At 68.8% G+C, this 11,668-nt stretch carries 12 protein-coding genes and 1 tRNA gene; 8 read left to right on the forward strand and 5 right to left on the reverse strand.

Annotated elements, in window-relative coordinates; translation table 11 throughout:
• The 7 genes from WC493_RS18850 to WC493_RS18880 form a co-directional block, all read left to right on the forward strand.
• Positions 1 to 868: carboxyl transferase domain-containing protein (locus WC493_RS18850; protein ID WP_373067315.1), on the forward strand; the 868-nt coding region annotated here is incomplete at its 5' end.
• Between the two features lie 10 nt (positions 869 to 878).
• Complete coding sequence (locus WC493_RS18855) at positions 879 to 2,870, forward strand: biotin carboxylase N-terminal domain-containing protein (RefSeq protein WP_373067318.1); 1,992 nt, start codon at positions 879 to 881, stop codon at positions 2,868 to 2,870.
• The gene (locus tag WC493_RS18860; RefSeq protein ID WP_373067320.1) at positions 2,863 to 3,726 is read left to right on the forward strand and encodes a hydroxymethylglutaryl-CoA lyase; all 864 of its coding nucleotides are present in this window, start codon (positions 2,863 to 2,865) and stop codon (positions 3,724 to 3,726) included. The genes WC493_RS18855 and WC493_RS18860 overlap by 8 nt, the downstream gene beginning before the upstream one ends.
• A 37-nt stretch (positions 3,727 to 3,763) precedes the next feature.
• Entirely contained in the window at positions 3,764 to 5,458 is a 1,695-nt protein-coding gene (locus WC493_RS18865; RefSeq protein WP_373067322.1) for an AMP-binding protein, read from the forward strand.
• A gap of 50 nt (positions 5,459 to 5,508) precedes the next feature.
• Entirely contained in the window at positions 5,509 to 6,147 is a 639-nt protein-coding gene (locus tag WC493_RS18870) for a biotin transporter BioY (protein WP_373067325.1), read from the forward strand.
• Between the two features lie 104 nt (positions 6,148 to 6,251).
• The gene (locus WC493_RS18875) at positions 6,252 to 7,091 is read left to right on the forward strand and encodes a hypothetical protein (protein ID WP_373067327.1); all 840 of its coding nucleotides are present in this window, start codon (positions 6,252 to 6,254) and stop codon (positions 7,089 to 7,091) included.
• A gap of 20 nt (positions 7,092 to 7,111) precedes the next feature.
• Positions 7,112 to 7,447, forward strand: coding sequence for a hypothetical protein (locus tag WC493_RS18880; RefSeq protein WP_373067329.1), 336 nt, complete (start codon positions 7,112 to 7,114; stop codon positions 7,445 to 7,447).
• Between the two features lie 24 nt (positions 7,448 to 7,471).
• Here the strand turns inward: WC493_RS18880 and WC493_RS18885 are convergent.
• Both WC493_RS18885 and WC493_RS18890 read right to left on the reverse strand, forming a co-directional pair.
• A tRNA-Gln gene (locus tag WC493_RS18885) sits at positions 7,472 to 7,545 on the reverse strand.
• An 85-nt stretch (positions 7,546 to 7,630) separates the two neighbouring features.
• The gene (locus WC493_RS18890; RefSeq protein ID WP_373067332.1) at positions 7,631 to 7,897 is read right to left on the reverse strand and encodes a hypothetical protein; all 267 of its coding nucleotides are present in this window, start codon (positions 7,895 to 7,897) and stop codon (positions 7,631 to 7,633) included.
• A 630-nt stretch (positions 7,898 to 8,527) separates the two neighbouring features.
• On the opposite strand from WC493_RS18890, the gene rpsD reads away from it, so the two are divergent.
• The gene (rpsD, locus tag WC493_RS18895; RefSeq protein WP_373067334.1) at positions 8,528 to 9,139 is read left to right on the forward strand and encodes a 30S ribosomal protein S4; all 612 of its coding nucleotides are present in this window, start codon (positions 8,528 to 8,530) and stop codon (positions 9,137 to 9,139) included.
• Between the two features lie 108 nt (positions 9,140 to 9,247).
• On the opposite strand, the gene WC493_RS18900 is transcribed toward rpsD, so the two are convergent.
• The 3 genes from WC493_RS18900 to WC493_RS18910 all read right to left on the reverse strand — a co-directional run.
• The gene (locus tag WC493_RS18900) at positions 9,248 to 9,871 is read right to left on the reverse strand and encodes a Spy/CpxP family protein refolding chaperone (protein ID WP_373067337.1); all 624 of its coding nucleotides are present in this window, start codon (positions 9,869 to 9,871) and stop codon (positions 9,248 to 9,250) included.
• A gap of 111 nt (positions 9,872 to 9,982) precedes the next feature.
• Positions 9,983 to 11,152 carry a CaiB/BaiF CoA transferase family protein gene (locus WC493_RS18905; protein WP_373067339.1) on the reverse strand — a complete coding sequence of 390 codons (1,170 nt, stop codon included), beginning with the start codon at positions 11,150 to 11,152 and terminating at the stop codon, positions 9,983 to 9,985.
• Between the two features lie 2 nt (positions 11,153 to 11,154).
• Positions 11,155 to 11,668: acyl-CoA dehydrogenase family protein (locus tag WC493_RS18910; RefSeq protein WP_373067341.1), on the reverse strand; the 514-nt coding region annotated here is incomplete at its 5' end.

Consider the following 11,668-nt stretch of genomic DNA (forward strand, 5'->3'; position numbering starts at 1 on the left):
TCTGGCGGAAAACGATGCCCATGCCATCGCCCTGGCCCGCCAGGCGGTACGCAACCTGGGCCAGCCCCCCGCACCGGCGATTCCGCTCCGTCCGTCCGTGCCGCCGGCCATGGACCCGGAAGAGATCCTGGGCGTGGTGCCGGCCGATGCCCGCACGCCCTACGACATCCGCGAAGTGATCGGGCGGATCGTCGACGGCTCCGACTTCGAGGAATTCAAGGAGCGCTTCGGCACCACGCTGGTCTGCGGCTTCGCCCATATCGACGGCATTCCCGTGGGCATCCTCGGCAACAACGGCGTGCTGTTTTCCGAAAGCTCGCAGAAGGGCGCCCATTTCATCGGCCTCTGCTGCCAGCGCAAGATCCCGCTCCTGTTCCTGCAGAACATCACCGGTTTCATGGTCGGCTCGAAATACGAGGCGGGCGGCATCGCGCGCGACGGCGCCAAGCTGGTCAATGCGGTCTCGACCGCGGCGGTGCCCAAGGTCACCGTGATCGTCGGCGGCTCCTTCGGGGCCGGCAATTACGGCATGTGCGGCCGCGCCTATGGCCCGCGCTTCCTGTGGATGTGGCCCAATGCCCGGATCTCGGTCATGGGCGGCGAACAGGCGGCCGGCGTTCTGGCGACCGTGCGGCGCGCCGCCGTCGAAGCCCGCGGCGGCAGTTGGAGTGCGGAAGAAGAGGCCGCCCTCAAGCAGCCCGTGATCGACCAGTTCGAAACCCAGTCGCACCCGCTCTATGCCTCGGCGCGGTTGTGGGACGACGGCATCATCGACCCGCGCCAGACCCGCGACGTGGTCGCCCTGTCGCTCCGCGCGGCGCTGAATGCGCCCATCGAGGAAACGCGCTTCGGCGTGTTCCGCATGTGAGGAGGGGCGGATGTTCCAGAAGATCCTGATCGCCAACCGGGGCGAAATCGCCTGCCGGGTGATCGACACCGCGCGCCGCATGGGCATCGGTACCGTCGCCGTCTATTCGGATGCCGACCGCGACGCCCGCCACCGGGCGCTGGCCGACGAGGCCGTGTACATCGGCCCGGCCCCGGCGGCCGAGAGTTATCTCAAGGGCGAGCGCATCATCGAAGCGGCACTGGCCACGGGGGCGGAGGCGATCCACCCGGGCTACGGCTTCCTGTCCGAGAATCCCGGCTTCGTCGAAGCGGTCGAAGCGGCCGGCCTCACCTTCATCGGCCCCTCGCCCGCCTCGATCCGCGCCATGGGGCTCAAGGACGCGGCCAAGGCGCTGATGGTCGAGGCCGGCGTTCCGGTCGTGCCCGGCTATCACGGCGAGCGGCAGGATGCCGGCTTCCTGGCCGCCGAGGCGGACAAGATCGGCTATCCCGTGCTGATCAAGGCGCGCGCGGGCGGCGGCGGTAAAGGTATGAGGCTGGTCGAGAAGCCGGCCGATTTCGCCGCCGCGCTGGAAGGCGCCCAGCGCGAGGGCCGCGCCAGTTTCGGCGACGGCGCCGTGCTGATCGAGCGCTATGTGACCAGCCCGCGCCATATCGAGGTCCAGGTCTTCGGCGACCGCTTCGGTAATGTCGTGCACCTCTACGAGCGCGACTGTTCCCTGCAGCGCCGCCACCAGAAGGTGATCGAGGAAGCCCCCGCCCCCGGCATGACCGCCGAGGTGCGCGCCGCCATGACCGCGGCGGCGGTCAAGGCCGCCAAGGCGGTCGCCTATCACAATGCCGGCACGATCGAATTCATCGTCGACGGTTCCGGCCCGCTCCGCCCCGACGGCTTCTGGTTCATGGAGATGAACACGCGGCTTCAGGTCGAGCATCCGGTGACCGAGGCGATCACCGGCCTCGACCTCGTCGAATGGCAGCTCCGCGTCGCCGCGGGCGAGCCGCTGCCGCTGGCGCAGGACGAGATCCCCCTGAACGGCCACGCCTTCGAAGCCCGCCTCTATGCCGAGGATCCGGCCAAGGGCTTCCTGCCCGCCCCCGGCCCCCTGCTCCACGTCGCCTTCCCCGATGGCGCCCGGATCGACACCGGCGTCCGCGCCGGCGACCGCATCAGTGCCCATTACGATCCCATGATCGCCAAGCTCACGGCCCAAGGCCCGAGCCGGGCGGAGGCGCTGTCCCGCCTGCGCCAGGCCCTGGCCGCGACCCATGTCGCCGGCACCGCGACCAACCTCGGCTTCCTCCAGGCGCTCTGCCGCGACGCCGATTTCGCCGAGGGGCGGATGGACACCGGCCTGATCGGGCGGAAGCAGGAGGCGCTGACCCACGTCGCCCCGCCGGACGATGCCGCCATCCTGTTCGCGGCGATGACGGCGCTCGACCTCGACCCGGCACGGCCGCAGTTCGGCTTCCGCCTGTGGGATACCGGGACGGTGCGGATCGAATTCGTCTCGGGCGGCGACCTCGTCGCGCGCGACCTTCGCCTGCTCGGCCCCGGCCGGATCGCGGTCGAGGACGGCGGACGTTCCACCGTCTTCGAGGCGGTCTCTTGCAGCGCGGACGGCTTGCGGGCACGCCAGGGCGGGCGCAACCTCGACGCCAAAGTGGCCCATGTCGGCGACGCGGTCTCCGTGCTGCTGGGCGGCAGGATCACCGATTTCGCCCTGATCGACCCGCTGGCGATCGAACGGACCGGCGGGGCGGCGGAAAACCGGATCGTGGCGCCCATGACCGGCGTCGTGCGCTCGGTCCCCGTGACGGCGGGCAGCACGGTCGCCAAGGGCGACATCCTGGTCGTCATGGAGGCGATGAAGATGGAGCACAGCCTGCGCGCCGCCGCCGACGGCGTGGTCGAGGCCGTGCATTGCAAGGTGGGCGATACGGTCGACGACGGCACCCTGCTGGTCGATTTCGCCCCGCAGGCGGCCGAAGGCGCAGCGGTGGAGGACAGCCTTGTCTGAGCCCGTCACCATCTACGAAGTCGGCCCGCGCGACGGCTTGCAGAACGAGGCCGGCTTCGTGCCGACCGCGGACAAGATCGCCCTGATCGACCTCCTGTCCGAAACCGGCCTGACGCGGATCGAGGCGATCAGTTTCGTCTCGCCCAAATGGGTGCCGCAGATGGCCGATGCCGCCGACGTGATGGCCGGCATACGGCGGGCGCCCGGCATCCGCTATGCCGTGTTGACCCCGAACCTGCGCGGTTTCGAGGCGGCCATGGCGGCCGTCGCCGACGAGGTGGCGATCTTCGCTTCCGCCTCCGAAGGCTTCAGCCGGAAGAACATCAACTGCTCGATCGCCGAGAGCCTGGCGCGCTTCGCCCCGGTGGCGGAGGCGGCCTGGGCGGCCGGCGTGCCGCTGCGCGGCTATGTCTCCTGCGTGGTCGAATGCCCCTATGACGGGCCGGTGGCGCCCGCGGCGGTCACCCGGGTCACCGCCGACCTGCTCGCCATGGGCTGCTACGAAGTCTCCCTCGGCGACACCATCGGCCGCGCCACGCCGGAAACGGTCGATCTTCTGCTCGCCTCGCTCACCCGTTCGATCGCGCCGGAGAGCCTGGCCGGTCATTTCCACGACACCGGCGGCCGCGCCCTCGACAATGTCGCGGTCGCGCTCGGTTACGGCATCCGCACCTTCGACAGCGCCATCGGCGGGTTGGGCGGCTGCCCCTATGCCCCGGGCGCCAAGGGCAATGTCTCGACCCTGGCGCTCGCCCGCAGGCTGGCGGCGGAGGGCTGGGATACCGGGCTCGACCTCGCCGCCCTCGAACGGGCGGAAGCCTTCATGACGGATCACATCGCGGCGACTTCGGGCTAGGCCGCCGTCAGAAAGAACAAGCTCTCGGGAGGAAAAAATGGCTGAGACCACAGCGAGCTATGTTTCCGGCATTTCCGACGTCCCCCTGCTCGGCCGCACCATCGGCCAGGCCCTCGACCATGCCGCGGCCGCCTGGGGCGGCCAGGAAGCCCTGGTCTCACCGTCGCAGGACATCCGCTGGACCTGGGCCGAGCTGCGGGATCGCGCCGACGCCTTCGCGGCCGGCCTGCTCGCCTTGGGGCTCCAGCGCGGCGACCGGATCGGCATCTGGTCGCTCAACCGCGCCGAATGGACCCTGACCCAATTCGCCGCCGCCAAGGCCGGCCTGATCCTGGTCACCATCAACCCGGCCTATCGCCTGTCCGAGCTGGAATTCGCCCTGAACAAGGTCGGCTGCACCGCCCTGGTCACCGCGACCGCCTTCAAGACCAGCGATTACATGGCCATGGTCCAGACCCTGGCCCCCGAATTGGCCACGGCAGTCCCCGGCAAGCTCGCGGCAGGGCGCCTGCCCAGGCTCCGCATCGTGATCCAGATCGGCGGGCCGAAGGTCGAGGGCACGATCGCCTTCGACGACGTCGCCGGCCTCGGCGGGGCGGCCGAGCGCGAGGCGCTGGCGGCCCTTTCGGGCGAACTCCAGTTCGACGACCCGATCAACATCCAGTTCACCAGCGGCACCACGGGTTCGCCCAAGGGCGTCACGCTGACCCACCACAATATCCTGAACAACGGCTATTTCGTCGGCCGCGCGCTGCGCCTGACCGCGGCCGACCGGGTCTGCATCCCGGTACCGCTCTACCATTGCTTCGGCATGGTGATGGGTAACCTCGCCTGCGTCACCCATGGCGCCGCCATGGTCTATCCGGGCGAGGGCTTCGACCCGGCGGCGGCGCTGGCGACCGTCCAGGCCGAGAAATGCACCGCGCTCTACGGCGTGCCGACCATGTTCATCGCCGAGCTGGACCATCCGGATTTCGCCAGCTTCGATCTCGGCTCGCTCCGCACCGGCATCATGGCCGGCTCGCCCTGCCCGATCGAGGTGATGCGCAAGGTCACCTCCCGCATGAACATGCGCGACGTCACCATCGCCTACGGCATGACCGAGACCAGCCCGGTGAGCTTCCAGAGCGCCACCGACGACCCCGAGGAACGCCGCGTCTCCACCGTCGGCCGCATCCATCCCCACCTCGAGGTGAAGATCGTCGATACCGAAGGCCGCGTCGTGCCGCGCGGCCAGGCGGGCGAACTCTGCACCCGCGGTTATTCGGTCATGCTCGGCTATTGGGACGATGCCGAGAAATCGGCCGAGGTGGTCGATGCCGCCGGCTGGATGCACACCGGCGACCTCGCCACGATCGACGACGAGGGCTATTGCAACATCGTCGGCCGCATCAAGGACATGGTGATCCGGGGCGGCGAGAACCTCTATCCCCGCGAGATCGAGGAATTCCTCTTCACCCATCCGAAGATCCAGGCGGTGCAGATCTTCGGCGTCGCCGATTCGAAATATGGCGAGGAACTCTGCGCCTGGGTCGTGCTGCGATCCGGCGAGGCGATGACGGCCGATGACCTCCGCGATTTCTGCCGCGGGAAGATCGCGCACCACAAGATCCCCCGCTATGTCGAATTCGTGGCAGAGTTCCCGATGACCGTGACCGGCAAGGTGCAGAAATTCATCATGCGCCGCGCGGTCGAGGACCGGCTGGGCCTGAAGGCGGAAAAGACCGCCTGAGGGCCGGCCGCCGCGCCGGAAGCGCAAGCGTTCGTTCAGGAGGATCAGTAATGACCGATACCGCCATCAGACCCGTGCTCGCCGAAGCGGCCTGGCCGGCCGAAGGGGCGATGCTGCAGGCCCGGCGCCTCGGCCTCGCCGTGCTCGGCATCGTGGCCCTCAGCCTCGCCGCCAAGATCGGCGTGCCGATGTGGCCATCGCCGGTGCCGGTCACCCTCGGCACCTTCGCCGTACTCACCATCGGGGTCGCCTACGGGCCCCGGCTGGGCCTTGCCACCATCCTCGGCTATCTGGCGATCGGTGCCCTCGGTTTCGACGTCTTCGCCGGGTCCTCGGCGAGCAACAACGGGCTCGCCTACATGCTGGGCGGCACCGGCGGTTATCTGGCCGGCTGGGTGGTGGCGGCGCTGGCACTCGGCCATGCCGCCCGCCGCGGCTTCGACCGCAGCATCGCCGGCATGGCGCTCACCCTGCTGGTCGGCAATGTGCTGATCTATGTCCCCGGCCTGCTCTGGCTGCATCACCTGGTGGCCGGCGGCCTGTTCGATGCGACCCGCTTCGCCACGCCCTGGGAACAGACGATCGCCTGGGGCCTGACCCCCTATCTGATCGGCGACGCCCTGAAGCTCGCCCTCGCCGCCCTGCTGGTGCCCGGCCTCTGGAAGCTGGTCGGCGCGTCCCGTCGCTGAACGCCCGCGCATCGCTCCCGAAGGCGTACCGGTACGCCGCCCGTCGTTGACCGCTGCCCTCGTCGGCAGCGACAACAGGGGCGATCATTCGGGAGCGGGGTGTCATGGAGACAGCGAAACTCGGCGCCGCCCTGGCCACGGCCTGGGCGGCAGCCCTGCATCTGGCGCTGCCGGCGGAAGCCAGCGGGCAATTGCCGGTCCCGCCGGAAACCAGGACCTTCGAGTCGCCTCAGGCCTGCGCCGCGGCGCTCGACCTCGCCGCTGCGGAAGACCGCAAGCAGGTGACGCCCAGAACCGTCGACGCCAATGGCGACACGCGGGAAGTCGCCCTCGAGACCAAGGGCGTCGAGCGGGTCGACGGCGCCACGGCGCTCTATGATTCGACCCTCTGGTTCCACAACGGCAAGTTCCGGCCCGAGTTGCAACAGACCGAGACCACGCACAGTTACGAGCATTTCCTTCGCCGCTGCGACGGCGGCGTGATGACGGTCACCGGCGATCGCGGCTTTACGCTGGCGACCTTCGATCCCCCGTCAGGCGCAACGGAAGACGCGAAGGATCCGCTCGCGGCATGGGTGGCGGCGCCGGGCCACGCGCTGGACGGTATGATCGAACTGACCGGCAAGCCCCACGGCAACTATCACCGCGGCTATCGCTGCCCGAGCTACGAGGCGGCGACTTTTGTCGTCTCGATCGTCGAGAAGGCCCATCTGTACGAGAAGGAACCGCAAGCCCTGCGTGCCGCGCTGCTGCGGGCGCTCTCCGGCGGGAACTGTGTCCCGGCGCCGGCCGGGCGCTATCGGCCGCTGCAACTCGGCAATGTCTCGGTGATCGACAATGGGCCGGAAGCCGAGGAAGAGTGGACGGCGCTCCGCGTGACGGCGCCGGGGGGCGAGGAGATCGGTCTCGTCTATGACGCCAGCGTCTTCGCCTTCACCGACTGAAACGGCAGCCGGGGCGCGAGATGGCCAAACCACCGGCATGGAGCGGGCGCAGGCTGGCCCTGGCCTATGGCGGGGCGCTCGTCGCCATCGCGGTCTTCACCCTGATGCCGCTCGCTTCCGTCTTCACTGCTGCCTGGATCGCCGATTTCCAGGGCTGCATCCTGAACGAAGGCAACCCGCATCCCTGCCCGATTCTCGGCGTGGACGCCGGCCCGCTGCTCTATGACATGCTGGTTGCCGGCTGGCTGATGCTCTTCACCCTGCCCGCGGGCGCCATCCTGATGGTCGCGTGGATGCTCGTCCTCGCCATCCATCTGTGGCGCCGGGCACAGGGCCCTGTACGGGATTTTCGGTGAGACGGCGCGACCTGTAGAGGCGATTGGCTGGGGGACCTGGATTCGAACCAGAGCTACCGGAGTCAGAGTCCGGGGTTCTACCGCTAAACTATCCCCCAGCGGGATCGTCGCGACGAGGCCGGGAACATAGTGTCGGCATTTGTGCCTGTCAATCCACCTTTGGCGTCGACAGGCCCTGCGGCGTTATGCGCCCGACAAGAGATCGGCGAAGCGATCTTCGCCGGCGATCGTCGGGGGCAGGCCGTGGCTTCGGGTGGCCGCCTCGATGATTTCGAGCGGATCCTCTGCCACCCGGCCCTCCGCCAGCCACAGGCCGGCGACATCGGCGTCGGCTAGGGCGCCCGCCGCGCCTTTCTCTGACAGGGCCGCCGCGGCGCCGATCCAGTCGTCCGTCAGCAGTGCCGCGACCGTCCCGGCGTCGACCGGCGGGACCACGTCCGGCGGCGACAATAGAGCGACTTGCGCCTGGTAGCCCCAGGCGGGCTGGTCGAGAGCAGGCGCCGCGGGCGGGCGGGGTCCAGAAAGGTCAGGCAGAAGCGCGCGGCCGGCGCCTGCGTCAGGATCGCCCGCACGGCCGGCGGCGCGCCCCCAATCGACCGCGCCCGGGCCCGTGCCAGCCGATCAGCAGCAGCGTGCCTGCGGGTGGCGGCTCGGCCCCCTGCCGCCATCCGCCGCCGTGCCAGGAACGGCCGAACCGACAGCCCCCGCGCCGACCAGCTTGCAGCCGGCCGGAGTTCGATCGCAAGACGGCCGGTCCCGGGAATCGGAATCCGGACTACGGACGGCAGCCCGACGGCACCACTTGAGATGGCGTTCGCCTGAGCGAGAGCAGGTCTCTTGGTGCCCGGAAAACGGCCGCGCAGTGCGCCTCTCGGGGGCACGGACCGTTCCCCGGGGCCACCGCGGTGCCCGTGCCGTTCAATGGATCTCGCACCGTTGAAACGGGTTTGACATTTGGGTCTGCCGCTCTATAGTGCGCGACCTACGCCGGGGTGGGGAACATCCCGGCTCGTCGTTTTATGGATCCTACCCGCCCGGTGCGGGACGCGAAACTGCGGAAGAGCTGGCGGCTACGGAAACATGAGCAAGCGCGTTCAAGCGAAGTACAAGATCAACCGTCGTCTGGGCGAAAACCTCTGGGGTCGTCCCAAGAGCCCGGTCAACAAGCGCGAATACGGCCCTGGCCAGCACGGCCAGCGCCGCAAGGGCAAGGTTTCCGACTTCGGCACCCAGATGGTCGCCAAGCAGAAGCTCAAGGGCTACTACGGCAACATCACGGAACGGCAGTTCCGCAACCTCTATGCGGAAGCCGTGCGCTGCAAGGGCGACACCGGTGAGAACCTGGTCGGCCTGCTGGAGCGTCGCCTCGACGCCGTCGTTTACCGCCTGAAGTTCGTGCCGACCGTGTTCTCCGCCCGCCAGCTCGTGAACCACGGCCACGTGAAGGTGAACGGTCGCCGCGTCAACATCGCCTCCTATCAGGTGAAGGTCGGCGACGTGATCGAGCTGACCGCCCGCGCCAAGGAAATGGCCCTGGTGATGGAAGCGCTGGCCTCGGCCGAGCGCGAAATCCCGGACTATCTCTCGTTCGACGGCAACAAGGCGACCTACGTCCGCGTGCCCAACCTGTCGGACGTGCCCTATCCGGTGCAGATGGAACCGAACCTCGTCGTCGAGTTCTATTCGCGCTGATCGCCCGCAAGGGGGACAAGATCGAGGGCGGCCTTCGGGCCGCCCTTTTTCTTTGCCTGTGACACCCCCATCCCCCGCCCCTTCCGGGGCGAGGGATGGGCGGGCGCCTCACATGGCGCCGCAGTCGTTACCGATCAATTGGTCGGCGATCGGCTTCTGTTCGTCGCTCAGGGCGTTGTAGAGGCCTGCTGTGGCGTCCCGGGTCGCCTTCATGGCATCGAGCATCGCCTGCATGGCCGCGATCCGGACGTCCAGCCGGTCGAGGGCACTGCCGTTCTGGATCGCATCCATCATGCCGGCACGATTGCCCTGCATGGTGGCGATCCGGCCCTTCACTGCCGCGGCATAGGCCTCCCAGACCTTTCCCTGCTCCGCCGTGATGCCGAGCGTGCCCTTGAGATAGACCAGCCGGGCATCGACCAGGGCATCGACATTGCCGCCCATCATGCCCGGGCCGCCCATCATGCCAGGGCCCTGCCCCTGGCCACCCATCATGCCGGGACCGCCGCCCCAGCCACCGCCACCGCCACCCATCATGCCGGGACCTCCGCCCCAGCCGCCGCCGCCGCCCATCATACCGGGGCCGCCCATCATGCCCATCATCGGGCAGCTACCGCCGAGCATGCCCCAGCCGCCACCGCCGCCACCGCCAGGGCCGCGAGCCAGGGCCGGCGTCGCGACGGCGAGCCCCAGGATCAGCGAACCGATCAGGCCGTAAGAAATCTTGGTCATTATTGTTCTCCCGTGTTCGGTCATGCCGCACGGTTTGCGCTTACGCGCGGCGGAACCATCGCCCCTCCCTTACAGGGTGGGCGCCCGAAGGTCGCGCCGCCTTGACCTCGGTCAAGGCTCCCGGCGGAGACTCGCCAGCACTTCCTCGGTATGCTGGCCCACGGAAGGGGCCGGGCGGTCCAGGATCAGCGGACTCCGCGAGAAGCGGAGCGGATTGCGCACACCCGGGATCCTGGTGCCCTCGAAATCGAGTTCGAGTTGCATCTGGCGGTGCTTCACCTGGGGATCGGCGAAGACCTGGGCCACCGTGTTGATCGGCCCCGCCGGCACGCCCGCGGCTTCGAATCGGGCCAGCAGCGCGTCGCGCGGCAGTTCGGCCAGGCGCGCGGCGATCGCGGGGATCAGCGAGTCGCGGTTGGCGACCCTGTCCCCATTCGTCTGATAGCGGGAATCGGCGGCGAGGTCCGGAAGGTCGATCGCCGCCATCGCCTTGCGGAACTGGCCGTCGTTGCCGACCGCCAGGATCAGGTGGCCGTCGGCACAGGCGAAGGCCTGATAGGGCACGATCGAGGGATGGGCATTGCCGCGCCGGCGGGGCGCTTCGCCGGTCACCAGATAGGCCATGGCGTGATTGGAGAGGATCGCCGTCTGCGTATCCAGAAGCGCCATGTCGATCCGCTGGCCGAGGCCGGAGCGCTGCCGTTCGGCCAGCGCCGCCTGGATCGCGACCACCGAATAGACCCCGGTGAAGAGATCGACCAGGGCGACGCCGACCCGCTGCGGCTCCCCCTCCGCCTCGCCGGTCAGGTCCATGATGCCGCCGAGGCCCTGGATCATCAGGTCGTAGCCGGCGCGCGACGCATAAGGCCCGTCCTGGCCGAAGCCGGTGATCGAGCAATAGACCAGGCGCGGATTGACCTTGGCCAGGCTGTCGTAGTCGAGCCCGTATTTGGCCAGGCCGCCGACCTTGAAATTCTCGACCAGGACGTCGGCATCGCGCACCAGCTCGCGCACCACGGCCTGGCCCTCGGGCGTCGCGATGTCGAGGGCGACCGAGCGCTTGCCGCGGTTGCAGCCGTGGTAATAGGCGGCGCCCAGGCTCTCGCCCGCGGCCGTGGTCACGAAGGGTGGGCCCCAGGAACGGGTATCGTCCCCCTCCCCCGGCTTTTCGATCTTGATCACGTCGGCGCCGAGGTCGGCCAGGATCTGGCCGGCCCAGGGACCGGCCAGGATGCGGGCGAGTTCGACGACCTTCAGGCCGGCCAGCGGCGCCTCGTTCATGATCAGAAGAAGGCCTGCAGTCCCGTCTGCGCCCGGCCCAGGATCAGGGCGTGAACGTCGTGGGTGCCTTCGTAGGTATTCACGGTCTCGAGATTCATGACGTGGCGCATGACATGGAATTCGCCGGAGATGCCGTTGCCGCCGTGCATGTCGCGGGACATGCGCGCGATCTCCAGCGACTTGCCGCAGTTGTTCCGCTTCACCAGCGAGATCGCCTCGGGCAGGAGCTTGCCCGCATCCATCAGCCGCCCGACGCGGAGGGAACCCTGGAGACCGAGGGCGATCTCGGTCTGCATGTCGGCCAGCTTCTTCTGGACGAGCTGGGTCTGCGCCAGCGGGCGGCCGAACTGCTTGCGATCCAGGGTATATTGCCGGGCCGCGTGCCAGCAGAATTCGGCGGCGCCCAGCGCGCCCCAGGAAATGCCGTAACGCGCCCGGTTCAGACAGCCGAACGGCCCGCCGAGGCCGGAGGCGTTGGGCAGCAGATTCTCGTCCGGCACGAAGACATCTTCGAGG

The organism is Zavarzinia sp. (genome assembly GCF_041650655.1).
Lineage (GTDB): Bacteria > Pseudomonadota > Alphaproteobacteria > Zavarziniales > Zavarziniaceae > Zavarzinia.

Coding starts and splice junctions, on each gene's coding strand:
- WC493_RS18855 (WP_373067318.1), top strand. CDS start 879: ATGTTCCAGAAGATCCTGATCGCCAACCGGGGCGAAATCGCCTGCCGG.
- WC493_RS18865 (WP_373067322.1), top strand. CDS start 3,764: ATGGCTGAGACCACAGCGAGCTATGTTTCCGGCATTTCCGACGTCCCC.
- WC493_RS18870 (WP_373067325.1), top strand. CDS start 5,509: ATGACCGATACCGCCATCAGACCCGTGCTCGCCGAAGCGGCCTGGCCG.
- WC493_RS18875 (WP_373067327.1), top strand. CDS start 6,252: ATGGAGACAGCGAAACTCGGCGCCGCCCTGGCCACGGCCTGGGCGGCA.
- WC493_RS18880 (WP_373067329.1), top strand. CDS start 7,112: ATGGCCAAACCACCGGCATGGAGCGGGCGCAGGCTGGCCCTGGCCTAT.
- rpsD (WP_373067334.1), top strand. CDS start 8,528: ATGAGCAAGCGCGTTCAAGCGAAGTACAAGATCAACCGTCGTCTGGGC.
- WC493_RS18900 (WP_373067337.1), bottom strand. CDS start 9,871: ATGACCAAGATTTCTTACGGCCTGATCGGTTCGCTGATCCTGGGGCTC.
- WC493_RS18905 (WP_373067339.1), bottom strand. CDS start 11,152: ATGAACGAGGCGCCGCTGGCCGGCCTGAAGGTCGTCGAACTCGCCCGC.